The organism is Sphingomonas sp. S-NIH.Pt15_0812, from assembly GCF_003951315.1.
Classification (GTDB): Bacteria; Pseudomonadota; Alphaproteobacteria; order Sphingomonadales; family Sphingomonadaceae; genus Sphingomonas.
Genome location: NZ_QLJH01000004.1, coordinates 56,676 through 80,384, shown reverse-complemented (window position 1 = coordinate 80,384; position 23,709 = coordinate 56,676). Strand labels below are relative to the sequence as shown.

Sequence of the window (23,709 nt, the reverse complement as noted above, 5' to 3'; positions counted from 1 at the left end):
ATCGTGGTTTCGTGTCCGTATCTATCCCGGATCGGGACCATACGCATCCCTTGTTACGTATGCGGCGGGATCACAACATTCCGTAAAGCAGCGTGACGTTGAGCGCGATGATGACCCCCGTGATCCCCCAGGCCAGCACGCGCAGCCAGGCGGGGCTGGCGAGTTCGCCCATGATCGTCCGGCTGCCGGTGAAGCGGACCAGCGGCACCACCGCGAAGGGGAGTTGCAGGCTGAGGATCACCTGGCTCAGCACCAGGAGCTTGGTCGCGCCCGCATCGCCGGCGGCGCCGACCACGATCACCGCCGGCACGATCGCCAGCGCGCGCGTGACCAGCCGCCGCAGCCAGACGGGCAGGCGCAGGTTCAGGAAGCCCTCCATCACGATCTGCCCGGCGAGCGTGCCGGTGATCGTGCTGTTCTGGCCCGAGGCGAGCAGCGCCACCGCGAACACCACGCTGGCCGCCCCCACGCCCAGCGACGGCGCGAGCAGGCGATAGGCCTGGTCGATCTCCGCCACGTCGGTGCGGCCGCTGCTGTGGAAGGTCGCCGCCGCCAGGATCAGGATCGCGGCGTTGATGAAGAAGGCGAGGCCCAGCGCGACCGTGCTGTCGATCGTCGCCATGGTCGCCGCTTCGCGCCGTCCGGCCGCATCCTCGCCATGCGCGCGGGTCTGCACGATCGAGGAATGGAGGTAGAGATTGTGCGGCATCACCGTCGCGCCCAGGATGCCGATCGCCAGGTACAGCATCGCTGGGTTGGTGACGATCTGGCTGGTCGGCACCAGCCCGGTCAGGATGCCGCCCATGTCCGGCTTGGCGAGCATCAGTTCGTAGACGAAGCAGCCGGCGATGATGCCGAGCAGCGCGATGATGAACGCCTCCAGCTTGCGGAAGCCGAAGCGTTGCAGCGCCAGTACCAGGAAGACGTCCGCCGCCGTCACCAGCACGCCCCAGACCAGCGGCAGGCCGAACAGCAGCTTGAGCGCGATGGCCGTGCCCAGCACCTCCGCCAGGTCGCAGGCGATGATCGCGATCTCGCAGAGCAGCCACAATGCGATCGTGACCGGCCGCGAATAGTGCGCGCGGCACGCCTGCGCCAGGTCGAGCCCCGCGCCGATGCCGAGTCGCGCCGACAGCGCTTGCAGGACGATCGCCATCAGGTTCGACAGCAGCACGACCGATAGCAGGGCATAGCCGAAGGCGGAGCCACCGGCGATGTCGGTCGCCCAGTTGCCAGGGTCCATATAGCCGACCGCGACCAGGTAGCCGGGGCCGGCAAAGGCCAGGAAACGCCGCCAGAATCCGGCGCCTTGCGGCACGCGGATCGTTCGGTGGCTGTCGCCCAGCGAGCGGGCGGGTGTGGCGCGCGGGATCGGCGCGGTGGATGGGGGCATGGGCATGAACCCTGCCGCAACGCACGACGCCCGGCAAGGTGGCGGGGCGCGACCTTTTCCGATGGATCAACGGCTGGCGGCATAATCTGCCTGACCGGTCGGCAGATCATGCCGCGATTCCGGGTCTGGATTGCCGGGCCGTTGGCATGATCGAGTAGATTATTCCTGATTTCGGCTAGAGGACATGGTTATCAGACCGTGTCCATTAAATAAAACATACATTAACATGAGGTGGGATAAAAGACGGTCGACATGATCCTAAGAGGTGAATGGCCAAATCGGCATAACTTGCAAGATCATGGCAAAATGTGGCAATTTCAAATGATTGCATAAAGTAACTCCCTATCTGAATCACGAGGAGGCTGAACGCAGCATCGTGTGACGGATCGATGAAATCTATTGACGTGATGTGATTTGCGGTGCGCCGATCTGACGGTTCGTCGCACCGATGATCGATCGCGCCCTTTGCCGGCCCTTCGATGTGAATCAATCCAGTGCGACGGAGCGACTATAACCATGCGAGCAACCATCACGATGAAATTGGCGGTGACCTTTGCGGTCGTGCTGCTGATGTTGGCGGCGATCGTCGGCTTCGGGCTATCGCGCCTGTCGACCCTGAACGGGGCGATGAGCGATATGGTCGACGGCCCAGCCACCGATCTCGACCGCGTGCAGCAGTTCAACGACGCCACCACGTCAGCGGTGGTCGCGGAGAAGAACCAGTCCCTGGCCCGGGATGCCGCCGCGCTCGAACGCGAAGGGGCCGAACTCAAGCGCCAGCGGCTGCGAGCCGACGAGGTGATCGAGACGGCGATCGCCAAGGCGGACGACAGCGACCGGCCGCTCTACATCGATGCCAAGCGCCATTGGGAAGTCTATAAGTCCGAGGCGGACAAGGCGCTGGGGCTGGCCGCCAATGGCCAGACGGCGGCGGCCAGCGCCATCTCCATGGGGTCCGCCAAGGCGGCGGCGGATCGCACTGGCGAGATCGTCGACAATATCGTCCAGAAGCAGCGCGGCGAGATGAAGGCGGCGGACGCCGCCGGCGACGCGCTCTATGCCAATGCCCGTACGACCCTGTTGATCGTCGCCGCCATGGCGCTGATCGCGGCGATCGCCGGCGCGACCTGGATCGGCCGGCTGGTCTCGCGGGGTCTGGAACGCGTGTCGGTGGCGCTGCGGGCGGTGGCGGTCGGCGATCTCGACCAGCGGCTGGAGGTCACTTCGAACGATGAGATTCGCGACCTGGTCGATACCGTCAACCGGATGACCGATACGCTGCGCGGCTCGGCCGCGCTGGCGGAGACGATCGCGAAGGGCGACCTGACCGTCGACTACCAGCCGCTGTCGGATCGCGACAAGCTGGGCCAGGCGCTGAAGATGATGGTCGAGCGGCTGCGCGGTGTCGTCGGCGGCGCGACCGAGGCGGCGGGCAGCGTCGCATCGGGCAGCCAGCAGCTCTCCTCCTCGTCCGAGCAGGTGTCGCAGGGCGCGACCGAACAGGCCGCCGCCGCCGAAGAGGCCTCCGCCTCGATGGAGCAGATGGCCGCCAACATCAAACAGAATGCCGACAACGCCGCCCAGACCGAGAAGATCGCGCGCCAGTCCTCGCTCGATGCCGAGGAAAGCGGCGTCGCCGTCAACAAGGCGGTGATCGCGATGCGGACCATCGCCGACAAGATCGGCATCGTCCAGGAAATCGCTCGCCAGACCGACCTGCTGGCGCTGAACGCGGCGGTCGAGGCGGCGCGGGCCGGTGAACATGGCCGCGGCTTCGCGGTGGTGGCCGCCGAGGTCCGCAAGCTGGCCGAGCGCAGCCAGGTCGCCGCCGCCGAGATCGGCGCGGTGTCCAGCGACACGGTGGCCGCGGCGACCCAGGCGGGCGAGATGCTGACCCGATTGGTGCCCGATATCCGCCGCACCGCCGAACTGGTCGCCGAGATCAGCGCCGCCTGCCGCGAGCAGGATGTCGGCGCCAGCCAGATCAACGAGGCGATCCAGCAGCTCGACCAGGTGACGCAGCAGAACGCCTCCGCCTCCGAGCAGATCAGCGCCACCTCCGAGGCGCTGGCGGGGCAGGCCGGCGAGTTGCAGCGGACCATCGCCTATTTCCGGGTCGATACGCACGGACTGTCCGCGCCCGCCGCGCCGCGTCCCGCGCCGACCGTCGCCGCCGTGCCGCTGGTCAAGCCGGCCGGGGCCACCCCCGCCCAGCAACAGGCGCGGGCGCGCGGCTATGCGCTCGACCTGACCCAGGGCGGCGGCGACCGAGAGGATGCCAGCTTCGGACGCGCGGCATGAGCGGCGACCTGACCGTCATCGTCTTCGCGATGGGCGAGGATCGGTACGCGCTGCCGGTCGCCATGGTCCGCGAGATCCTCGAGCATCGGCCCGGCTTCCGCCTGCCGGGCGCACCAGACTGGCTGATCGGGCTGACCGATGTGCGGGGACGATCGCTGCCGATGGCCGATCTCCGCCGCTGCCTAGGCCTTGCCGCCGTGCCGCCGACCGCGCTGACCCGGTTGCTGGTCGTCGAACTGCCCGGCACCGCCGCCGCGCCGTTCGAGATCGGGCTGGTCGTGGATACGGTGTGCGAGATCGCCGTCGTGGCGGCGGATGCGGTCGAGCCGCCACCCGGCGTCGGCGGGATCACCGGCGCGGCGGGGCTCCAGGCGATGCTGCGCCAGGAGGACGGGCTGGTCGGCCTGCTCGACCTGCCTGCCGTGCTCGCCGCGCAGGGGGCGGGGGCCATGCCGTCGCTCCGCGCGGCCTGAGGGGAGGAGACGCGATGCGCGTGATCCCTTGGATCGGCTGGTCCGCCTGCTGTCTCCTGGCGGGTCTCTCCCCAGCCGCATGGGCGATGCCGGGGCCGGACCCCGTCGTGGACGCCGAACCGGCCGCCGCCGCGCCGCCGCCCGTGACCGCCGCCATCGGCTATAAGGGCGATGTGGTCGCGGTGGCGGCGGGGCGGAACCGGTCCCAGCGCGGCGTCCGCTACATGGACATCGTCGATCTGGTCGTCGCGGCGGATCTGGAGCGGGTCGCCGGCTGGCGTGGCATGACCGCCATGGTCGATGTGCTCAATGCCAAGGGCGGCCGGGCCAACAACATCGCCAACACCTTGCAGGGCGTCGACAATTCGGAGGTGTCCGACAACCAGACGCGGCTGTTCCAGGCCTGGGTGCAGCAGAGCTTCGCCGGCGACCGGCTGTCGCTGCTGGTCGGGCGCTATGACCTGAACAGCGAATTCTACCATAATGACGCGGCCGCGCCGCTGATCGCGCCGGCCTTCGGCATCGGGTCGGAACTGGCGTCGACCGGGCCCAATGGTCCGTCGATCTTTCCGCAGACCGCGCTGGCGGTCCGGCTGCGCGCCACGGGTCCGGCGCGGGCGGACGGTGGCCGGGCCTATGCCCAGGCGGCGGTCGTGCGGGCGCCGCGCGGCATCGCCGATGACGGTCCGCGGACCGCGCTGCTGGTCGCGGAGGCGGGTTGGCAGGGCCGCACCTCGGTGGCGCTCGGCGGCTGGAGCTATACGCGGTCGCAGCCCCGGATCGCCCCGCCCGGCGTCACCGTCGCCGACGGCCGCGCGACGTCGCACGGAGTCTATCTGCTGGTGGAACGGGATCTGGCGGGGACGGCGGATGCGCCGGGCCATTGGCGGGCGTTCGGGCGCATGGGCCTGTCGGACGGGCGGACCACCCCCTTTGCCGGCGGCTGGCAAGCGGGCGTGACCGGGCAGGGCGTGGTGGCCGGCCGGCCGGACAGCCTGGTGTCGCTCGGCGCCTCCAGCGGCGCGCTGAGCAGCCATTATCGTCGCGGCAATCCCCCCCAGGCGTCGCCGCTCGCCAGGGCGGAATCGACCATCGAACTGACCTATGCCGACCGGGTCACGTCGTTCCTGCGGCTCCAGCCCGACGTGCAATATGTCCGCCGGCCCGGCGGCGTCCGCGACCGGCCGGACGCGCTGGTCGTGGTGCTGCGCGCGGCGATCGACTGGACCCTGTTCTGAGGCGTCCGGTCAGCCGCGCGCCCGCGCCTGGCGATAGGTGCCGAGCAGCCGCACCCATTTGGAGTGGAAGCCCAGTTCCTCGATGGCACGGTCGACGCCGGCATCGCCCGGCTTCCCCTCGATATCGGCATAGAATTCGGTGGCGACGAAATTGCCGCCGCGCTGGTAGCTTTCCAGCTTGGTCATGTTGACGCCATTGGTCGCGAAGCCGCCCATCGCCTTGTAGAGCGCGGCGGGTACGTTCTTCACCTCGAAGATCAGCGTCGTCATCCAGGGGCCGTCGCCCAGCGGCGGCCGGCCGCCGCGCGCCAGCGTGACGAAGCGGGTGGTGTTGTGGTCGGCATCCGCGATGTCGCTGGCCAGCACCTCCAGCCCGTAGAGTTCGGCGGCGCCGGGCGGGGCGAGTGCGGCGACCGCCGGATCGCTAAGCTCGCGCACCATCGCCGCCGCGCCGGCCGTGTCCGGATAGGCGACCGGCGCGATGCCATGCGCGCGCAGCCAGTGGCGGCACTGGCCCAGCGCCTGCGGATGGCTCATCGCCTGGCGCACCCCCGCCATCGGCCCCAGGCCCATCAGCGTGTGGCGGATCGGCAGGAAATGCTCGCCGGTGATGACCAGCCCCGATTCGGGCAGCAGGAAATGCATGTCGGCGACGCGGCCGTGCAGCGAATTCTCGATCGGGATCACGGCGCAGTCGGCGCGCCCCTCCTTCACCGCGTCCAGCGCATCGGCGAAGTCGAAACAGGGCAGCGGCAGGCCGTCCGGAAAGGCGGCGCGCGCGGCGGCATGGCTGTTGGCGCCGGGCGCGCCCTGGAAGGCGACGGCGCGTTCGGGGGCGGCGGCGGCGGCTTCGTACATCGCGGCGACGAGCGCCTGGGCGGGAGCGGCGAAATTCTGCATGACCGCCCGCGTTTGACCGCCGGCGCTGCGGGGATCAAGCGCCGCTTGCGGTGGCGGCGATGCTTTCCTACAGTCAGGCCAAATAAAAACTGGGGCGGATATGGACCTGAAGACCAACACGATCGCAGGTTGGGCGCTCGGCGCGGCGGGCATCGCGCTCGGAACCGCGATCGTCGGCGGCATGATCTTCGAGGGCCATCGCCCGGAGAAGATGGGCTATCCGATCGAGGGGGTCGAGGAAGCGGGCGCCGGCGGCGGTGCCCCCGAGGTCGCGATCGCCTCGCTGCTGCCCACCGCCGACGTCGCCAAGGGTGCGGAAGTCTTCAAGAAATGCGCCGCCTGCCACACCGTCAACCAGGGCGGGGCGAATGGCGTGGGTCCGAACCTCTACGCCACGCTGGGCGAGGCGATCGCGCAGGGCAAGGGCGGCTTCGCCTTTTCCGACGCGCTGAAGTCGGTCGGCGGCAAGTGGAATTTCGACAATATGAACGCGTGGCTGACCAGCCCGCGCAAGTTCGCGCCCGGCACCAAGATGACCTTCGCCGGCCTGTCCAACCCCCAGGACCGCGCCAACGTCATCGCCTATCTGAACGCGCAAGGGTCCAACCTGCCGCTCCCCGCCGCGCCGGCCCCAGGTGCGGAGAAGGCGGCGGCCGACACCGGCGGCAACACGGCGGCCGCGACCGAGAAGGTCGAGACCGACCGGCGCGGCGAGACGGGCGACATCGCCAATACCGGCACGCCCGCATCCGGCGCGCCGTCGGTCGATCCGGAGGCGGCCCGCAAGGGCGCGCGGTCGGAATAAGGCTGAAAGTTCACGCGCAGTCGCGGCGACGTGGAAAGGTGTCGGGCGTCGTGGTGCTGGGGCCATACCGTCCCCACAGGAGCCGTGCCTCTGCGAAAGGCGTAGAAATCCGGCCGCCTCGCCCATGGCGGTCCCCGTGCTACAGTCCCTGCCGTGCTCCTGCGAATGCAGGAGCCCAGGGTCACACGCACCACCCATCGTCGTTCTGCTTGGCTCTAGGCTCCTGCGTTCGCAGGAGCACGAGCCTTTCGGACTTTCGCAAAGGTTCCGGTTCGGCCGGGATGCCATAAGGGCCTCGGCGGCGGTTTCGTCTTTACCGGAATGACGGCCAGGCGCACCGCAACGGGCCCAACCGAAACGCCTTGGGTGTTCGCGCCGACCTCCGCCTTACGGCCGGCTGCGAACCGCCGTCAGAAGCTTACCCGCGCCGAGGCCGTCAGTCGGTCGCCGCTGTTCGCGCGGTCGGCGAAGCGCGAGGGGAGGCGATCGTCCGACAGGTCCGTGCCCGCATAGGTCAGCCCCAGCACCAGCGGCCCCCGGATATGCTCCACGCCGACCCGCCAGTCGCTATAGGCGCCGCCCGGTCGCAGGCGATCCACGCGCGGATCGGGGGAGCCGCCGCCGATCGACCGGCCGACCGACCCCAGCACGGTCCAGGGCGTGCCCGGTATCCCGGCGCTGGTGCCCGCATGGAGATAGGCATTATCGCCACCGATCGCCGCCTGATCGGGCGCATAGTCGATGCCGGCGTCGAACTGCGCGGGGCCGAAGGCATAGCGTGCCGCCAGGGACAGTTCGCCATAATCCATTCGCCTGCCCGCGCCGCCGAACAGATGCGCCACGCCGCCCGCCTCGATCCGGACGCCGCCCGCATCGATGCCGCCGGTCAGCGACAGATCGGCGACCGCATCCGCCCCGTCCGCCCGCGCACTGCCCCGCAGCGACGTGACCCGCGCCGCACCCGTCACCGCGCCGATCGTCGCCGAGGCTTCGCCCGCCACCACGGCGCGTCCGCCGCTCCAGCTCAGGCCGCGTCGGCGTTCGTCGGTGGCGACCGACAGGCCGGCCTGGATTCGTGGCCCCGCGCTGGGCGGATCGGTGATGCTGTCCTGCGCCGCCGCCATGCGGGGCAGCGCCAGCAGCACCACCCCGGCCATCATCGTCCAGTGCGTCATCCGGTGCGCGTCGCCGCCCGGTCGAGCTCGGCACGAAGCACGGCGTGATCCTCCGCCGCCAGCACCTCGACATGGGAGCGAAGCTGGTCGGTGCGGCGCGCCACCTCCTGCGCGATCGACTCGCGATGGGTGTCGCACCAGCCGGCGCGATGCCCTGCGATCGCGGGGCCGCCATCGACCGAGCGCGCCAGCGTCAGGCCCGACGCGCTGGTCGCAGCGCGATCGACGGTGACGTTCGCGCTCCACAGGCAGCGCAGCGTCGAGGGGCGGCCACCCGGCGTCGCCGCGCCGAGCTGGCGATGGGTGATGTCGACCCGGCCGCGATAGGCGGCCTCCACCGGGCCGCTGCTATGCGTGATCCGGGTGCGATGCTCGACGCCCGGCTGGGCGGGCGCGGCGAAGGCGGCACCGGCTGCCAGGCCGGCGAGCAGCATTGCGGGAAGGGTAAAGCGGGTCATGACATCATCTCCTGCACAGTCCCGGCCTGTCTCGGCCGGTAACATGAACTATTTGTCATGAATGGCTGTGCGGCGGGAGAGTTTCCTTCCCCCGCCGGAAATTTTCACGCCTCGGCGCGCGCCGCCCGCTCGTCGTAGAAGCGGCGCACCACGTCCCACGCCTCCTCGGCGGTCTCGACATAGGTGAAGATGCCGAGATCGCGTTCGGACACCACGCCCTCTTCGACCAGCGCCTCGAAATTGATGACCCGCTCCCAGAAGGCGCGGCCGACCAGCAGCACCGGGATCGGCTCGATCTTGCCGGTCTGGATCAGCGTCAGCAGCTCGAACAGCTCGTCGAACGTGCCGAAGCCGCCGGGGAAGGCCGCCAGCGCGCGGGCATGGAGCAGGAAGTGCATCTTGCGCAGCGCGAAATAGTGGAACTGGAGCGACAGCGACGGGGTGACATAGGGGTTGGGGGCCTGCTCATGCGGCAGCACGATGTTGAGCCCGATCGACTCCGCGCCGACATCCGCCGCGCCGCGATTCGCCGCCTCCATGATCGAGGGGCCGCCGCCCGAGCAGACGACGAAGTGCCGCCGCCCGGCCTCGTCGCGCGGCAGGCGGCTGGTGATCTGCGCCAGTTCGCGCGCGACGTCATAATAGCGGCTCTTCTCGACCAGCCGCTCGGCGATCCGGCGGCTCTTGTCGTCGCTGGCCATCTCCAGCAGCGCATGGGCCTTGGCCGGCTCCGGGATACGCGCCGAACCGTAGAAGACGAAGGTGGAGGCGATCCGGGCCTCGTCCAGCGTCAACTGCGCCTTCAGCAGTTCGAGCTGGAAGCGGACGGGGCGAAGGTCCTCGCGCAGCAGGAAATCCATGTCCTGGAAGGCGAGGCGATAGGCCGGATTTTCGGTCTGCGGCGTCGAGACGACGGTCTTGGCGCTTTCGGCATCCTGGCTGGCGCGCGGAAAGACGCGGCTGGGTACGCGGGTATCAGTCATCGCCGGGTCGTAGCCATAATCGCGGCCCCGCGCAAAGCCCGATCAGCGGCAGAAATGCGCGGCATCGTCCTCCAGATGCAGGTGGTTACGGTGGGCGGCGTTATAGTCAGGCGACAGCACGGTGCCGAATCGCTTGCAGGCGGAGGCGCGGATCGTCGTCCAGAATTGCCGCACGCGCGGGTCGGACGAGGTCCAGTCGTTCAGCAAGGTGACCCGCCGCCCGTCCTTCAACACGAAGCCGCCGACATCGACCGCATTGGCCAGCGCATGGCCGGAGCGCCGGTCGCCGATCCGCTTGCTGCCGACGATGTTGCGGCAGGCATAGGTCCCCATCCCCTCCACCCTGACCAGTTCCGAGCCCAGGATCTGCCACGCGGCGGGGGCGACGGCGTTGCGGACCCAGCCGGCAAAGGCCCGCGCATTGCCGCAGCGCATCGCGGTGACGCCGGTGACGGGCACGCCGATATCGGTCAGCTGCACCGCGCCGTACAGGCCGCAGCCCGGCCCCAGTTCCTTGTCGGGCAGGCGGCGATAGTCGACGCCTTCGCGGCGCAGATCGGCCTCGCACTGTGCGGTCTCGCGGGCGGAGGGGCGATAGGGTTCGGGACGGGACGCCTGGCGGGTCGGCCGATCGACCCGGCCGCAGCCGGCGAGCGTCAGGGCGAGCATGACGCCGGTGGTGATCGTCCGTGACCGCAAACCCATTCTCCCGTTCGATTCGCCAGGCCAGGGGCTCCCGCGACCGCGATTTCCCATTCCGGCCCCCGTCCGGGATGGAGCAGGAGGCGTGGAACGTCGACCTCGGCAACCATCCCGTGCCAGGCGCAAAGCGCTGCCTTTGCAGGACCTTGTGACGGGGCGTCGGATTTGCCTGCCACCTTCGGCCCGTGCCGGCCTCCCCTAATCGTCCAGCCGGACCAAATCCAGGTTGGCAAGCGGTCGGCTTTCGCCTAGGGCCGTCGACGGGCCACGCGGTCCCAACGCCGCGCGTGCTCTCTGTGAGGAGAGTCTTAAATGACTGATACGACTGCCGCCGACGCCACTCTTGCGCCCGCGAAGCCCGGCACCACGCCGGCCCGTCCCTTTTTCAGCTCCGGTCCCTGCGCCAAGCCGCCAGGCTGGGATGCCGCCAAGCTCGCGACCGACAGCCTCGGCCGTTCGCACCGCTCGAAGCTCGGCAAGCAGCGGCTGCAATATTGCATCGACCTGATGCGCGAGGTGCTGAAGCTCCCCGACACGCATCGCATCGGCATCGTCCCCGGCTCGGACACGGGCGCGTTCGAAATGGCGATGTGGACGATGCTGGGCGCCCGCGGCGTCACCGCGCTCGCCTGGGAAAGCTTCGGCGAGGGCTGGGTGACCGATGCGGTCAAGCAGCTCAAGATCGATCCGACCGTGATCCGCGCCGATTACGGCCAGCTGCCCGACCTGGGCGCGATCGACTGGTCCACCGACGTGCTGTTCACCTGGAACGGCACGACCAGCGGCGTGCGCGTGCCGAACGCCGACTTCATCCCTGAGACCCGCGAGGGCCTGTCCTTCGCCGATGCGACCTCGGGCGTGTTCGCCTATGACATCGACTGGGCGAGGATCGATGTCGCCACCTTCTCCTGGCAGAAGGTGCTGGGCGGCGAGGGCGCGCATGGCGTGCTGATCCTGGGCCCGCGCGCGGTCGAGCGGCTGGAGACCTACACCCCCGCCTGGCCGCTGCCCAAGGTGTTCCGCCTGGTGTCCAAGGGCAAGCTGGCCGAGGGCGTGTTCAAGGGCGAGACGATCAACACCCCGTCGATGCTGGCGGTGGAAGATGCGATCTTCGCGCTGGAATGGGCCAAGGGGCTGGGCGAGAACGGGCTGATCGCCCGATCCGACGCCAATGCCGCCGCGCTCGATGCGATCGTCGAGGCGCGCGACTGGCTGGGCCATCTGGCGGCCGATCCGGCGACGCGGTCCAAGACCAGCGTCTGTCTGACCGTCGAGGGCGCGGACGAGGCGTTCATCAAGAAGATGGCGGCGCTGCTGGAGAAGGAAGGCGCGGCGTTCGACGTCGCCGGTTATCGCGATGCGCCAGCCGGTCTGCGCATCTGGTGCGGCGCGACGGTCGACACCGCCGATATCGAGGCGCTGGGGCCGTGGCTCGACTGGGCCTACGCCACGGCCAAGGCGGGCTGAACCCGCGCTCCCCTGCTCCCGCGCAGGCGGGAGCCCGGTATTTCAATCGATGTTGCCCGTGGCCCTGGGCTCCTGCGTGTGCAGGAGCGCGGGTTCGCGCATGAAAGGGAAATTCCCATGGTCAAAGTTCTCATTTCCGACAAGATGGACCCCAAGGCCGCGCAGATCTTCCGCGAGCGTGGCGTCGAGGTGGACGAGATCACCGGCAAGACGCCGGCCGAGCTGATGGCGATCATCGGCGACTATGACGGCCTGGCGATCCGCAGCTCCACCAAGGTCACCAAGGAGATCCTGGAGCATGCGACCAAGCTGAAGGTCGTCGGCCGCGCCGGCATCGGCGTCGACAATGTCGACATCCCCGCCGCCAGCGCCAAGGGCGTGGTGGTGATGAACACCCCGTTCGGCAACTCGATCACCACCGCCGAACACGCCATCGCGCTGATGTTCGCGCTGGCCCGCCAGCTGCCCGAGGCCGATGCCTCGACCCAGGCCGGCAAGTGGGAGAAGAACCGCTTCATGGGCGTCGAGCTGACCAGCAAGACGCTGGGCCTGATCGGCGCCGGCAATATCGGCTCGATCGTCGCCGACCGCGCCCGCGGCCTGAAGATGAAGGTCGTCGCCTTCGATCCCTTCCTGACGCCGGAGCGCGCGCTGGAGATGGGCGTGGAGAAGGTGACGCTGGACGAGCTGCTGGCCCGCGCCGACTTCATCACGCTGCACACGCCGCTGACCGACCAGACGCGCAACATCCTGTCGGCGGAGAATCTCGCCAAGACCAAGAAGGGCGTGCGCATCATCAACTGCGCGCGCGGCGGCCTGATCGACGAGGCGGCGCTGAAGGCGGGGCTCGATTCGGGCCATGTCGCGGGCGCGGCGCTCGACGTGTTCGTGACCGAGCCGGCGAAGGAATCGCCGCTGTTCAACACGCCCAACTTCATCTCCACCCCGCATCTGGGCGCGTCGACCACCGAGGCGCAGGTCAATGTCGCGATCCAGGTCGCCGAGCAGATGGCCGATTTCCTGGTGTCGGGCGGCGTCACCAACGCGCTCAACATGCCCAGCCTGTCGGCCGAGGAAGCGCCGAAGCTGAAGCCCTATATGGCACTGGCGGAAAAGCTGGGCGCACTGGTCGGCCAGTTGTCGACCGGTGCGATCGACCGCATCTCGGTGCATGTCGAGGGCGCGGCGGCCGAGCTGAACCAGAAGCCGATCACCAGCGCGGTGCTGGCCGGCTTCCTGGGGACGCAGACCGCGACCGTCAACATGGTCAACGCGCCGCTCCTTGCCCGCGATCGCGGCATCGAGGTGCGCGAGATCCGTTCGGAGCGCGAGGGCGACTATCACACGCTGGTCCGCGTCGCGGTGCGCACCGCCGATGGCGAGCGTTCGGTCGCCGGCACGCTGTTCGGCGATCAGGCGCCGCGTCTGGTCGAGCTGTTCGGCATCAAGGTCGAGGCCGACTTGGTCGGCTCGATGCTCTATGTCGTCAACGAGGACGCGCCGGGCTTCATCGGCCGGCTCGGCACCACGCTGGGCGAGGCGGGCGTCAATATCGGCACCTTCCACCTCGGCCGCCGCTCGGCGGGCGGCGAGGCGGTGCTGCTGCTGTCGGTCGACGAGCCGGTGACCGCCGCGCTGCTGGCGCAGGTCAAGGCGCTGCCGGGCGTGAAGACCGCCATGGGCCTGTCGTTCTGATCGCTTGACGCTTCCCCGCCGGGGGGCGTCGCAAAGGGCTGGCTGTCATCTCCCTCACGCTCCACCCCGGCGGAGGCCGGGGTCCGGTTTGGGAGCGGAGGTGGAAGCCTGCCAGCGTCCCCCCCACTGGATCCCGGCCTTCGCCGGGATGGCAGGAAGGGGGCTTGCGATGCTCCCCGGCGGGGAAGGATTTTATTCCTCGACGATCGCGTCGATCGCCTGGGCCATGTCGATGTCGCGTGGCGACAGGCCGCCCGCGTCATGGGTGGTGAGCAGGATTTCGACGCGGTTGTAGACGTTCGACCATTCGGGATGATGGTTCATCCGCTCGGCGATCAGCGCCACCTGCGTCATGAAGCCGAACGCCTCGATGAAATCGGCGAAGACGATGGTGCGCGTGATCGCGTCGCGCGCCTCGTCATGGTCCCATTCGGGCAGGCCGTCGAGCGCTTCCGCCCGTTCCGCTTCGCTGAGTGCCTCGACCATCATCCGCTCCCCTTATTGCCCCTACGGCCCGCGCGGGCCTATGGCGGTCGGCATGGATCGGCAAGACCCCGCCCGCCCCGATTTCGCAGAAGCGCCCGACGCCGCCTGGATCGAATCGGTCGCCCGCGCGACGATCGAGCGCCTGCCTCCCGCCTTTGCCGCGCATCTGGGCGACGTGGTGCTGCTGGTCGAGGAATTCGCCGATGACGAGGTGCTGGCGGCGCTGGGCCTGGACGACCCGTTCGAGCTGACCGGACTCTACGACGGTCGCCCGATCGGTGAGAAATCGGCGATGGAGTCGGGTGCGATGCCCGATCGCATCCATCTCTATCGCCGGGCGATCCTGGAGGAATGGATCGAGACGGGCGTGCGGCTGGACGATCTGGTCGCGCATGTCACGGTGCATGAGATCGGCCATCATTTCGGCCTGTCGGATGACGACATGCACGCGCTGGAAGATTCGGTGGAGGATTGAGCGCGCCGCTGACGTTGGAGGGCGTCGCCTGCGTCCGGGGCGGGCGGATGCTGTTCGCCGGGCTCGACCTGCGACTGGCGGCGGGCGCGGCGGCGGTGGTCACCGGGCCGAACGGCGTCGGCAAGTCGAGCCTGTTGCGGCTGTGCGCCGGGATGCTGGCGCCGGCGGCGGGACGCGTGGTCGCGCCGTCGCGCACCTTGCTGGGCGAGGCGGCGGCGCTCGATCCGGAACTGTCCCTGGGGCGGGCGCTCGATTTCTGGGCGCGGCTGGACGGCGGCCGCGACCGGGTGGCGGCGGCGCTGGAAGGGGTCGAGATGGCCGCGCTGCGCGACGTGCCGGTGAAGATGTTGTCCACCGGGCAACGCCGCCGCGCCGCGCTGGCGCGGGTGGTGGCGAGCGGCGCGGCGCTGTGGTTGCTCGACGAGCCGGCGAACGGACTGGATGTCGCGGCGGTCGCGCGGCTGGAGGCACTGGTCGCCGCGCACCGGGCCGGCGGCGGCGCGGTGCTGGTCGCGACGCATGTGCCACTGACGCTGCCGGGGGCGCAGGCGGTCGAGCTGACCGCGATGCCGGATGCGCCATGCTGATCGCGCTGATCGCCCGCGACGTGCGGCGCGGCTATGCGGGCGGCGGCGCGACCCTGGTCGTGATCTTCTTCCTGCTGGTGGCGACGCTCTTTCCCTTCGCGATCGGACCGGATGCGGCGTTGCTGGCGCGGATCGGCGGCGGGGTGATCTGGGCGGCGGCGCTGCTCGCGGCGCTGCTGCCGGTCGAGCGGCTGGTCGCGCCGGACCTGGAGCAGGGCGTGTTCGACCAGCTGGCGGTGCGTGGCCTGTCGCTGGCGCTGGTCGCCGCCGCGCGGATGGTGGCGCACTGGCTGACCTTCGCGCCACCGCTGATGGCGGCGGCGGTCGCGGCGGCGGGGCTGCTCGGCCTGCCCGGTGTCCTGCTGTGGCGGGTGGAGCTGGGCCTGCTGATCGGCACGCCGGCGCTCGCCGCCCTGGCGGTGGCGGTGGCGGCGCTGACCGCCGGCTTTCGCGGCGCGGGCGCGCTTGCCGGGCTGTTGATGCTGCCGCTGGCGGTGCCGCTGCTGATCTTCGGCGCGGGCGCGCTGGCGGAGGGCGGGGCGGGCGCGTTCAAGCTGCTCGCCGCGACCAGCCTGTTGCTCGTCGCCGGCAGCCCGTTCGTGGCCGGCGCGGCGATCCGGGCGGGGATGGATTGACATCCTCCGCCGGGTGACGGGGGCCGGGGCGATGCCCGGCCCCCGCACGCTTCAGCGCGACATGGTCAGGCTGAACTGGAAGACGCGCCCCGTCTTCATATAGCCGCCATTGCGGTCGGGCGAGATATAGGTCTTCGCCGCCCCCGTGGTCGCCCAATAGGTGTGCTCGTTGAGCAGGTTGCGCACCGATCCGCCGATCTCCAGGTTCGGCGTCACCTTGAACGCCAGGCCGAAGTTCAGCTCGCCCGCCGCCTGGACATAGATGTCCGGCTGCGAATCCTGCACGGTCGCCAGGAAGCGGCCGGTGCGGTTGTACCACAGGTTCGTCCGCACCACGTCGCTGGCATAGAAGATCTCCGCGTTGAAGATCAGGTCGGGCGCCTGGGGCAGGCTGGTCGTGCGGCTGTCGGTGGCCGAGACCATATAGGTGGCGCGCGTCCGCTGATAGGTGATGTTGCCGCCGACGCCGACATTGCCGAGCATCGACGATCCCACCATGTCGCCCAGCGTGAAGCGCCCCGAGGCCTCGATGCCCTTCGCCGTGCCGCTGCCGCCGTTGATCGGGCGGATATAGACGACATTGTCCGCGCCCGGCTGGCTGGCGGCGGAGCGCGACGCGGTTGAGACGATGAAGTTGTTCAGGTCCTTGTAGTAGGCGGCGATCTGCACATAGCGGCCGACGCCGCCATAATATTCGATCCCGGCATCATAGCTCCAGCCGTCGACCGGCTTCAGGTTCGGATTGGGCTGGGTGATAACGGTCTGGCCGTTGCTGGTCGAGATCGAGGTCGGGCCGGCGATCAGGTCGAAGCCGGGCCGCGCATAGCTGGACCGCACCGCGCCGCGCACCACGATCCGGTCGTCCGGCCGCCACGCCGCCAGCACGCTGGGGTCGACATGGTCGTATTTCCGCCCCGCCGTGGCGAAGGTGTAGCTGCCGTCCGCGTTGCGGAAATAGAAGCGACCGGAAAAGTCGTTCGCCTCGTAGCGGACGCCTGGCGTCACCTCCAGCGTGCCCGCCTTCAGATTGGCCATGGCATAGGCGGTCTTGCGCTTCTCATTGCCGTCGCGCAGCCCGCTGTTGATCGTGGTCTGCGACACGGCGGCGATGCGCGCGGGCACATACTCGCTCTGCTGCGCGTCGAGCTGCGACCGCGACATCACCTTGATCGGCCGCGCCGGGTAATAGTCCAGGAAGCGGGTCAGCACCTGGCCCAGATACTGGTTGATCGTGGGGCCGACGACGGTGCCGTTCTGGAGCGGCGTCCTGAAGCGGTAGCGCGTCTCGTCGGGCGCGAGGCTGCGGCCCTCGCGATGCGAATCCTCGTACAGGCCGCCGACCTCGAACGACGCCAGCACGCCTTCGCCGGTCCAGCCGATGCTGCCCTTCAGCGTCTTCTTGCGCTCGGTCAGGTAATCATAGCCCTGCTGGATATAGAGCTGGCTCGGCCGGTCGAGCGAGCCGACATAGGCCTGCGCGCCCGAGGAGAGCACCGGGCGCGGTGAGCGCGGGTCGCCGAGGTCGACGGTCAGTCCCGCGGTCGCGACGCCGGTGTTCCCGGCCGCGCCGTTATAGGCGATGCCGCGGAACGCCGCCTCGATCCGTCGCGGCTGGTCGAACCGGCCATCGGCATAGCCGCCCTCCAGCGAGGCGGTGAAGGCGCCGGCATGGGCGTGCGCGCCGATCTGCGCCGACAGCAGTTCCTGCTCGACATCCTCGGTGCGGAAATAGCTGGCCGGGTTGATGCCATAGGGGGTGAAGACGCCCGCCGCATTGTAGCGGCCGCCATTCGGATTGGGATTGGTCTGGCCGCTGGTCAGCTCGTTGCGCAGGCCCGTCTGGTTCATCGTGTTGGTGTTGAAATAGGTCGCGTAATTGACCCGCGCGAACAGATCCACGGGCGCGCTCCGATAGTCGAACGCGCCGGTCGCGCCGTAGCGCTTGATTGTGTTGTTGTAGAAATTCCACTGCACCCCGTCCGCCGACAGCGCGGTCGGATTGGCGCGCGCGGTGCCGACATTGGCCATGGTGGTGCGATAGTCGTTCTGCACGGCGGTCGATTCGGCGGTGTTGCCTCGTTCCTCGTAATAGCCGGCCAGATAAAGGCCGAACTGGTTCGACGCGCCGAAACGCTGCGCCATGTCCAGGCCGATCGCGCCGCCGAACCCCTCCTGCTTCTGGGCGATCGCCTGCTCGGCTCCCTGCGCCAGCACGCGGGCGCGCAGGAAATGCTGGGCGAAGTCGAAGGCGGTCGGGGTGCGCAGGTCGATGATGCCCGCGATCGAGTCCGAATCCTTGTTCGCGCCCGGCGTCTTGTCGACGACGATGTTGCCGATCGCGAAGGGCGAGAAGAGGTTGAGCGAGATGGCGCGCGAGCTGCCCGCCGTCTGCGGCAGGCGCAGCCCGTCCAGCGTATAGGCATTGTAGCTGGCGTCGAAGCCGCGGATCGTGACGAACTGCGCCTCGCCGGTCGCGCTCTGGTTGCGGCCCTGGTCGCGGCTGACCGACACGCCGGGCAGCTGCTTGGCCAGGTCGGCGATGCTGGTCTGCGAGTGGATGGCGACGTCGCCGACGGTGACGATATCGACGACGCCGACCGCCGCCTTCTCCTCGGCGATCGCGCTCTGCTGGCGGCGGCCGTTGACGACGATGTCGCTGACCAGCGATTCGGTGGCGGTCTGGTCGGTCGCGCCCTGCTCGGCGGCGGACGGGGCGTCCTGCGCGGCGGCCAGGCTGGCGATGAACAGGGTGGAGGCCGCGGCGCCGGACAGCAGCAGCTTGGTCTTCAGCAACATGGGAATACTCTTCGCAAAATAGGAAAAAGGGTCGGGACGCCGCCGGATCGGCGACGTCCCGGATCAGGCGTGGTCGTGGATCAGGCGGTGAGCGCGACGAGGGCGCGGCGGCGGCGCAGCATCCCGCCCGCCAGGCCGAAGCCCAGGATCATCATCACCCAGCTCGCCGGCTCGGGCAGCGCGCTGGCGGAGAAGTTGACGATGCTGACGCGCTGCGCGTCGGTCAGCCCCTCGACCCGCGCGGCGGTGAGCAGCGCGCGGCCGGTTTCGGTCGCCAACGTCACGTCGTCGGCGGTCGGGCCGTCCCTGTCGCGCGCCAGGAAGGCGAAGTTGAGCAGGCTGACGCTCTGCCCCGCCGCCACGTCCAGGTCGAAGCCGACCGTATACCGATCGGGCGCGATGCCCTGTTGCGCCAGCCCGTTATCGCCGGCGACCAGCGCGATCACCGCATCCTCGGTGCAGTTGCCGTCGCCATCGTCTTGGCAGGACACCATCAGGCCGCCGGCCTTGGTGCTGACCAGCTCGTCGCCGTCCGACCCCAGATTGCCGAAGAACTGGACCGTGGTGTGGATTCGCGCGGCGGTGGTGTTGGTGAAGGTGTCGAGGAACCGGAACAGGTTGCCGCTCAGCAACTCGACCTGCCGGTTCTGGGTCAGCGCGCCGACGCCGCGATTGTAGAAGCCGAAATTGTCGAACGTACCGGCGCCGCCGCCCTGCACGCCGCCCAGCCACTGGCCGCTCGGCTGCACCTGGCCGCCGGGACCGACATAGCGGCCGGCGAAGCCGGTGCCGGTGAAGATGTCGGCACCGGCCTGGAACTGCGCGGCCTGGGCGGCGGCGGGCAGGGCGAGCGCGGCGAGCAAGGCCGCCTTGAGGAGGGTCATCGAAAATCTCCGAAGGTCGTGGCCGTGCCGGCGGTCGCGCAGACCGCACCCGGCATCGGCAGGAAATGGAAGGGAAAGGGTCAGGCGCGGCGCGCGGTCAGCCACTGGTCGGGGGTCAGCGGGCGGCCGACCAACCGGGTCTCGCCCAGCCAGCCATAGAAGCCGTCCTTGCGCGCGCCGTCCCACCAGCCCGCGCCCAGGATCCAGGGCTGCGGCCCCGGATTGGTGGCGGAGCGCATGCCGGTGGCGCCGATCACGTTGCGCATCACCGGCGCGCCCTCGACATACATGATCGTCTCGGCGTTGGTGGTGCCGGCGATCGGCGTGCAGACGATGGCGATGTGATACCAGCTGTTGCGGATGATCTCGCCCGACCAGTTGGTCTGCGGGTAGCTGGAGTTGCTGGCCGGCACGACCTCCCACTGCACCTCGCGCAGCGACGAGATGGCGAACAGCACCGACGAGGCCTGCGCATCGCCGCCGCGAAAGCCGGGCAGCAGCCCGCGATTGCCGCAGCGACCGAGCATATTGCCCCAGCGGTGCAGCGCCGGGTCCCAATCGGTCGGAATCTTGACGAAGCTCTCGACCGTATAGCCGTTCCAGAAGCTGCGGCCGTTCACGCCCGCATCCATCGCGGTGGCGAAGGAGCTGTTGCGCGCCACCCGCTTGTCGGTGTTGCGGAACAGGATGCTCGCCCCGGCCGAGGACAGCGCGTGATGGTCGTCGGACCAGACCACATCGTCGACCAGCGCCGGCGCGACCAGCGGCACGCGCGCCATGGTGAAGCCGCTCGCGACATCGGCCAGCGTGTCGCCGACCTGCACGATCTGGCCGTCGCGGCCCGGCATCGGCCGCCAATGGGCATAGGTATCGGGCACCACCGGATAGTCGTTGGCGTCCCTGGGCGCGGCGGGCACCGGCACCACCGGCTCGACATAATTCTCCAGCAGCTTCGACTGGACGCGCGCCAGGATCGGCGTGCCGGTGGTCGACAGCATGGGCCTGAACCGCAGGAAGCCGGCGAACCGCTTCTTGAAGTTCATCGCGATGGTGAAGCGGTGGTTCGCCTCGGGCAGGATCGCGCGGTCGAACTGGTTGAGCGACGCCTTGGGCTTCTGCACCACCCAGGGCGAGAAGGACATCACGTCGATCGTGTTGGCGCCGAAGTCGAACTCATAGAGCCGCATCAGGCCGTTGCCGCCCTGATAGGCCATCTGGTAATCGACCACCATCTCCTCGACGACATTGCCGAAATCGTTGGTCTTGCTCAGCCGCGCGCCGCCATGATGATGGCCGTTCAGCGTCATGAAGATCTGGTCGTTGTCGCGGATCAGCTTGTCCCACAGCATCTTGCCATATTCGGTCTCGAGCGGGCTGATGCCGTCGCTGTCGATGTTGAGCAGCTGGTGGTTGGACAGGATGACCGGCAGCGTCGGGTTGCGGCGGATCGCGTCGCGGGCCCAGGCGATGCCGGCGTCGGAGATGCGCCACGACAGCGACAGCATCATGAACCGGACACCGAACGCCTCGAACACATGATATTCGTGGAAGCCCGACGGATCACGCTCCCGGAAGGTCGCCTGCTGCGCGGCCCGGCTCGCCGGGAAGGTCTTGAGATAGGGTTCGGCCGATAGGTTGCGCTGCGCGTCGGTGCCGCTGTTCTGGTCCCAGCTGCCGCGATAGTCGTAGTCGACCAGCACGTCGTGATTGCCGGCCAGGATCGAATAGGGGACCTTGGCGGCCTCCAGATTTTTCATCGCCGCGTCGGCGATCGTCCATTGGTTGGGCTTGCCGACCTGATCGACCACGTCGCCCAGATGCACGACGAAGGGGATGTTGTAGGCGGCGGCATTGTCCGCGATCCAGCGGGTCTGCGCGTCGAACGGCGTGCTGCCGTACTTGCGCTGGAACTGCTGGCTCTCGTCGGTCGTCGCGTAGCGCGAATAGAATTGCGTGTCGGGCAGCACCGCGAGCGCGAAGCTGGTGGTCGCGGCGGGCGTGCGGCCGGCGCCCATCGCGACCGCATCGGTGCCGGCGCTGGCGGTCGCGGCGGCGGCGGCGGCGCTACTCCCCTCGCCACAGCCCGACAACAGCGCCGCGCCGATCGGCAACGTGGTGAAGCCGGCGACGCTGCGCAGCAACGCTCGACGATCGGCCACGCGCCCCAGGCCGCGCCCTTCCTTCTCGGATGACATGTGATTTCCCCTTGCCGGCCTATGCGCCGATTCGGGAATGGCCCTAGATTGGTCCTGTTACGTGCCCGTTTCGGACATATTTCTGTGGCATGACAAATATGCCGTTAATGTCATGTTCGGAGGGGGGGTGCTCCATGCTTATGGCAGGAGTGACCGGCGCGGGACCGCCAAGGGATCATGTCAGCACATGTAGGAGATGGTGGCGGAGCGGGAGGGATTCGAACCCTCGATACGCTTTTGACGTATACTCACTTTCCAGGCGAGCGCCTTCGACCACTCGGCCACCGCTCCGCATTACCCGGAAGCGGTGCCCTAGAGCCCGATCGCGCGTCGCGCAAGTCGATTGCGCAACGAAAGCGGCTCGGGCAGGTTCGCGGCCATGTCGATCCTGCTTCTCGCCGGCCTGCTCCAGGCCGCGACGCCCGCCACGCCCGTCCCCGCGCCGGCTTCGCCCAAGGTGGCGCCGGCGCCTGGCGATGCGCTGCCGGCGGATTGGGTGGCGATCCCCGATGACGAGCTGCTCATCTTCACGCTGCGCGGCGGCGGCACGGTGACGGTGCGGCTGGCCGCGCCCTATGCGCCGGTGCATGTCGCCAATATCCGCCGGCTGGCGGCGGCGCGCTGGTGGGATGCGGGGGCCAGCGTCTACCGGGTGCAGGACAATTATGTCGCGCAATGGGGCGACGCGACCGAGAAGAAGCCGTTGCCCGCTGGCCTCGTCACGCCGCCGCCCGCCGAATATGACCAGCCCGCCAATGCCACGACCGTGGCGGCGCGGCTGTCGCGGCGCGATCCCTATGCCGAATGGGCGGGTTATAGCCGCGACGGCTGGCCGCTGGCGGGCAGCGGCGCGCGGCAATGGGTGCCGCATTGCTATGCCATGGTCGGGGTGGCGCGCGACCTGGCCCCCGATACCGGCAGCGGGGCCGAGCTCTATACGGTGATCGGCCATTCGCCGCGCGCCCTCGACCGCAATATCGCGATCGTCGGCCGGGTGATCGATGGGATCGAGCGGCTGTCCGTCCTGCCGCGCGGCACCGGCGAGCTGGGCTTCTACAAGACGGAAGGCGAGCGGCTGCCGATCGTCTCGGCGCGGTTCGCCAGCGACCTGCCGGCGGCCGAGCGCCCGCACTTCGCCTATCGCCGCACCGACAATGCGCGCTTCCGCGCCTGGATCGCGAGCCGCGAGAATCGTGCCGGCCCCTTCTTCACCGTGCCGGCGGGCGGGGCGGACATCTGCGCCGCGCTGCCGCCGGTGCGGCGCCTGCCCTAGGTCTCGGCCAGCGCCGTCGCCAGCCAGTCGGGCCTGAACGCATCGCCGAGCGATTCGACGCGGCGATGCTCCACCATCAGGCCGAGCGGGGGATAGGTGGCGCGCGTCCGGTCGCCCGGCTCGGCCAGCGGCGCGACGACCAGCCGGCGGTTCACCTTGCTGCGATGGTGCATCCGCGCGGTATTCTCCTGCCCGACATAGCAGCCCTTGGTGAAGCTGACGCCGTTCAGCTCGCGCGCATTGCATTCCAGCCACAGCGTCTCGGCCGAGCCCAGTTCGCCCACCCCCTCGGTCACGCCCAGCCCCAGGCGATGCGCGGTCCAGCCCTGCGCCACGGCGGCGTCCGGCCCGGCGGGGGCGAGCCAGCGCGTGCCCAGCGCCGCCAGCCGGGGGTCGGGCACGCCCTGGCCGCCGTCGGGCGACCAGTGCACCTTGAGATCGGTCGGCGTGATCGTGATCGCGCGGCGCAGGCGATAGAGGGTCAGCCGCTTCGCCAGCGCCTCGGCCTGCGCGGCCTCCGCATCGACCAGCACATCGTCGCCATCCGCCCAGAGGAGGAAGTCGAACAGCGCCTTGCCCTGCGGACTGAGCAGCGCCGCCCAGCGCGGCGCGTCGGGCGCGAGCGCCGCGCAGTCGTTGGTCACCAGCCCCTGGAGGAAGCCGCGCACATCATCGCCCGCGACGCGCAACACGGCGCGATCGGCGAGCATTCCCGGACTAGTCTCGTTCATGTCGCCAAGGTAGGAGGGCGCCGCGCCCGGCGAAAGCCTCGGCGCGCTCCGTGAATG

At 69.3% G+C, this 23,709-nt stretch carries 21 protein-coding genes and 1 tRNA gene; 10 read left to right on the top strand and 12 right to left on the bottom strand.

What is annotated here, in order from left to right; genetic code table 11:
- Positions 1-70: 70 nt before the first annotated feature.
- On the bottom strand, positions 71-1,393 hold the full coding sequence (locus BRX43_RS04015) for an Nramp family divalent metal transporter (RefSeq protein ID WP_241214751.1): 1,323 nt from the start codon (positions 1,391-1,393) through the stop codon (positions 71-73).
- 516 nt (positions 1,394-1,909) lie between these two features.
- Between BRX43_RS04015 and BRX43_RS04010 the strand changes: the two genes are divergently transcribed.
- The 3 genes from BRX43_RS04010 to BRX43_RS04000 are packed head-to-tail and all read left to right on the top strand — an operon-like array spanning position 1,910 to position 5,405.
- Positions 1,910-3,694 (top strand): methyl-accepting chemotaxis protein, encoded by a 1,785-nt coding sequence (locus BRX43_RS04010; protein ID WP_125993546.1) that lies wholly within the window; start codon positions 1,910-1,912, stop codon positions 3,692-3,694.
- Complete coding sequence (locus BRX43_RS04005; protein ID WP_125993545.1) at positions 3,691-4,167, top strand: chemotaxis protein CheW; 477 nt, start codon at positions 3,691-3,693, stop codon at positions 4,165-4,167. Before BRX43_RS04010 ends, BRX43_RS04005 begins: the two co-directional genes overlap by 4 nt.
- 14 nt (positions 4,168-4,181) lie before the next feature.
- Entirely contained in the window at positions 4,182-5,405 is a 1,224-nt protein-coding gene (locus BRX43_RS04000; protein ID WP_125993544.1) for a carbohydrate porin, read from the top strand.
- A gap of 9 nt (positions 5,406-5,414) precedes the next feature.
- On the opposite strand, the gene BRX43_RS03995 is transcribed toward BRX43_RS04000, so the two are convergent.
- A complete protein-coding gene (locus tag BRX43_RS03995; RefSeq protein ID WP_125993543.1) occupies positions 5,415-6,305 on the bottom strand; it encodes a prephenate dehydratase in 891 nt (296 codons plus the stop codon).
- 100 nt (positions 6,306-6,405) lie between these two features.
- Between BRX43_RS03995 and BRX43_RS03990 the strand changes: the two genes are divergently transcribed.
- Complete coding sequence (locus tag BRX43_RS03990) at positions 6,406-7,110, top strand: cytochrome c family protein (RefSeq protein WP_125993542.1); 705 nt, start codon at positions 6,406-6,408, stop codon at positions 7,108-7,110.
- A gap of 410 nt (positions 7,111-7,520) precedes the next feature.
- On the opposite strand, the gene BRX43_RS03985 is transcribed toward BRX43_RS03990, so the two are convergent.
- From BRX43_RS03985 to BRX43_RS03970, 4 genes are all read right to left on the bottom strand, one after another.
- A complete protein-coding gene (locus BRX43_RS03985; RefSeq protein ID WP_125993541.1) occupies positions 7,521-8,285 on the bottom strand; it encodes a TorF family putative porin in 765 nt (254 codons plus the stop codon).
- Positions 8,282-8,743: a hypothetical protein gene (locus BRX43_RS03980; RefSeq protein ID WP_241214750.1), complete on the bottom strand. Its 462-nt coding sequence runs from the start codon at positions 8,741-8,743 to the stop codon at positions 8,282-8,284. The genes BRX43_RS03985 and BRX43_RS03980 overlap by 4 nt, the downstream gene beginning before the upstream one ends.
- A 104-nt stretch (positions 8,744-8,847) precedes the next feature.
- The gene (locus BRX43_RS03975; RefSeq protein ID WP_125993540.1) at positions 8,848-9,726 is read right to left on the bottom strand and encodes a TIGR00730 family Rossman fold protein; all 879 of its coding nucleotides are present in this window, start codon (positions 9,724-9,726) and stop codon (positions 8,848-8,850) included.
- 42 nt (positions 9,727-9,768) lie between these two features.
- The gene (locus tag BRX43_RS03970; protein ID WP_206433100.1) at positions 9,769-10,431 is read right to left on the bottom strand and encodes an extensin family protein; all 663 of its coding nucleotides are present in this window, start codon (positions 10,429-10,431) and stop codon (positions 9,769-9,771) included.
- Positions 10,432-10,740: 309 nt separating this feature from the next.
- On the opposite strand from BRX43_RS03970, the gene BRX43_RS03965 reads away from it, so the two are divergent.
- Positions 10,741-11,895 (top strand): phosphoserine transaminase, encoded by a 1,155-nt coding sequence (locus tag BRX43_RS03965; RefSeq protein WP_125993539.1) that lies wholly within the window; start codon positions 10,741-10,743, stop codon positions 11,893-11,895.
- A 117-nt stretch (positions 11,896-12,012) separates the two neighbouring features.
- Positions 12,013-13,590, top strand: coding sequence for a phosphoglycerate dehydrogenase (serA, locus tag BRX43_RS03960; protein ID WP_125993538.1), 1,578 nt, complete (start codon positions 12,013-12,015; stop codon positions 13,588-13,590).
- A gap of 192 nt (positions 13,591-13,782) precedes the next feature.
- On the opposite strand, the gene BRX43_RS03955 is transcribed toward serA, so the two are convergent.
- A complete protein-coding gene (locus tag BRX43_RS03955; RefSeq protein WP_206433099.1) occupies positions 13,783-14,079 on the bottom strand; it encodes a 4a-hydroxytetrahydrobiopterin dehydratase in 297 nt (98 codons plus the stop codon).
- 37 nt (positions 14,080-14,116) lie between these two features.
- On the opposite strand from BRX43_RS03955, the gene BRX43_RS03950 reads away from it, so the two are divergent.
- Genes BRX43_RS03950 through BRX43_RS03940 form a run of 3 tightly spaced genes read left to right on the top strand, consistent with a single transcriptional unit; the run spans position 14,117 to position 15,773 of the window.
- Entirely contained in the window at positions 14,117-14,551 is a 435-nt protein-coding gene (locus BRX43_RS03950; protein WP_125993537.1) for a metallopeptidase family protein, read from the top strand.
- Positions 14,548-15,138, top strand: a complete 591-nt coding sequence (ccmA, locus tag BRX43_RS03945) for a heme ABC exporter ATP-binding protein CcmA (RefSeq protein WP_125993536.1) — start codon at positions 14,548-14,550, stop codon at positions 15,136-15,138. The genes BRX43_RS03950 and ccmA overlap by 4 nt, the downstream gene beginning before the upstream one ends.
- Positions 15,132-15,773: a heme exporter protein CcmB gene (locus BRX43_RS03940; RefSeq protein ID WP_164523517.1), complete on the top strand. Its 642-nt coding sequence runs from the start codon at positions 15,132-15,134 to the stop codon at positions 15,771-15,773. Before ccmA ends, BRX43_RS03940 begins: the two co-directional genes overlap by 7 nt.
- Positions 15,774-15,824: 51 nt before the next feature.
- Here BRX43_RS03940 and BRX43_RS03935 read toward each other — a convergent pair whose 3' ends face one another.
- The 4 genes from BRX43_RS03935 to BRX43_RS03920 form a co-directional block, all read right to left on the bottom strand.
- Complete coding sequence (locus tag BRX43_RS03935; RefSeq protein ID WP_125993535.1) at positions 15,825-18,569, bottom strand: TonB-dependent receptor; 2,745 nt, start codon at positions 18,567-18,569, stop codon at positions 15,825-15,827.
- A gap of 80 nt (positions 18,570-18,649) precedes the next feature.
- The gene (locus BRX43_RS20725) at positions 18,650-19,453 is read right to left on the bottom strand and encodes a PEPxxWA-CTERM sorting domain-containing protein (protein WP_241214749.1); all 804 of its coding nucleotides are present in this window, start codon (positions 19,451-19,453) and stop codon (positions 18,650-18,652) included.
- Positions 19,454-19,533: 80 nt separating this feature from the next.
- Positions 19,534-21,648, bottom strand: a complete 2,115-nt coding sequence (locus tag BRX43_RS03925; protein ID WP_125993534.1) for a metallophosphoesterase — start codon at positions 21,646-21,648, stop codon at positions 19,534-19,536.
- A gap of 200 nt (positions 21,649-21,848) precedes the next feature.
- Positions 21,849-21,939 (bottom strand) — tRNA-Ser (locus tag BRX43_RS03920).
- Positions 21,940-22,027: 88 nt separating this feature from the next.
- On the opposite strand from BRX43_RS03920, the gene BRX43_RS03915 reads away from it, so the two are divergent.
- Positions 22,028-22,921: a peptidylprolyl isomerase gene (locus BRX43_RS03915; RefSeq protein WP_206433098.1), complete on the top strand. Its 894-nt coding sequence runs from the start codon at positions 22,028-22,030 to the stop codon at positions 22,919-22,921.
- Here the strand turns inward: BRX43_RS03915 and BRX43_RS03910 are convergent.
- Complete coding sequence (locus BRX43_RS03910) at positions 22,918-23,652, bottom strand: folate-binding protein YgfZ (RefSeq protein ID WP_125993533.1); 735 nt, start codon at positions 23,650-23,652, stop codon at positions 22,918-22,920. The genes BRX43_RS03915 and BRX43_RS03910 overlap by 4 nt on opposite strands.
- Positions 23,653-23,709: the final 57 nt, after the last annotated feature.

Bases quoted from the DNA above. Each gene is read 5' to 3' on its own strand.
- BRX43_RS03935 (WP_125993535.1), bottom strand. From the start codon at position 18,569: ATGTTGCTGAAGACCAAGCTGCTGCTGTCCGGCGCCGCGGCCTCCACC.
- BRX43_RS03950 (WP_125993537.1), top strand. From the start codon at position 14,117: ATGGCGGTCGGCATGGATCGGCAAGACCCCGCCCGCCCCGATTTCGCA.
- BRX43_RS04005 (WP_125993545.1), top strand. From the start codon at position 3,691: ATGAGCGGCGACCTGACCGTCATCGTCTTCGCGATGGGCGAGGATCGG.
- BRX43_RS03970 (WP_206433100.1), bottom strand. From the start codon at position 10,431: ATGGGTTTGCGGTCACGGACGATCACCACCGGCGTCATGCTCGCCCTG.
- BRX43_RS03955 (WP_206433099.1), bottom strand. From the start codon at position 14,079: ATGATGGTCGAGGCACTCAGCGAAGCGGAACGGGCGGAAGCGCTCGAC.
- serA (WP_125993538.1), top strand. From the start codon at position 12,013: ATGGTCAAAGTTCTCATTTCCGACAAGATGGACCCCAAGGCCGCGCAG.
- BRX43_RS03940 (WP_164523517.1), top strand. From the start codon at position 15,132: ATGCTGATCGCGCTGATCGCCCGCGACGTGCGGCGCGGCTATGCGGGC.
- BRX43_RS03980 (WP_241214750.1), bottom strand. From the start codon at position 8,743: ATGACCCGCTTTACCCTTCCCGCAATGCTGCTCGCCGGCCTGGCAGCC.
- BRX43_RS03985 (WP_125993541.1), bottom strand. From the start codon at position 8,285: ATGACGCACTGGACGATGATGGCCGGGGTGGTGCTGCTGGCGCTGCCC.
- BRX43_RS04010 (WP_125993546.1), top strand. From the start codon at position 1,910: ATGCGAGCAACCATCACGATGAAATTGGCGGTGACCTTTGCGGTCGTG.
- BRX43_RS04015 (WP_241214751.1), bottom strand. From the start codon at position 1,393: ATGCCCCCATCCACCGCGCCGATCCCGCGCGCCACACCCGCCCGCTCG.
- BRX43_RS03990 (WP_125993542.1), top strand. From the start codon at position 6,406: ATGGACCTGAAGACCAACACGATCGCAGGTTGGGCGCTCGGCGCGGCG.
- BRX43_RS03965 (WP_125993539.1), top strand. From the start codon at position 10,741: ATGACTGATACGACTGCCGCCGACGCCACTCTTGCGCCCGCGAAGCCC.
- BRX43_RS04000 (WP_125993544.1), top strand. From the start codon at position 4,182: ATGCGCGTGATCCCTTGGATCGGCTGGTCCGCCTGCTGTCTCCTGGCG.
- BRX43_RS20725 (WP_241214749.1), bottom strand. From the start codon at position 19,453: ATGACCCTCCTCAAGGCGGCCTTGCTCGCCGCGCTCGCCCTGCCCGCC.
- BRX43_RS03975 (WP_125993540.1), bottom strand. From the start codon at position 9,726: ATGACTGATACCCGCGTACCCAGCCGCGTCTTTCCGCGCGCCAGCCAG.
- BRX43_RS03995 (WP_125993543.1), bottom strand. From the start codon at position 6,305: ATGCAGAATTTCGCCGCTCCCGCCCAGGCGCTCGTCGCCGCGATGTAC.
- BRX43_RS03925 (WP_125993534.1), bottom strand. From the start codon at position 21,648: ATGTCATCCGAGAAGGAAGGGCGCGGCCTGGGGCGCGTGGCCGATCGT.
- BRX43_RS03915 (WP_206433098.1), top strand. From the start codon at position 22,028: ATGTCGATCCTGCTTCTCGCCGGCCTGCTCCAGGCCGCGACGCCCGCC.
- BRX43_RS03910 (WP_125993533.1), bottom strand. From the start codon at position 23,652: ATGAACGAGACTAGTCCGGGAATGCTCGCCGATCGCGCCGTGTTGCGC.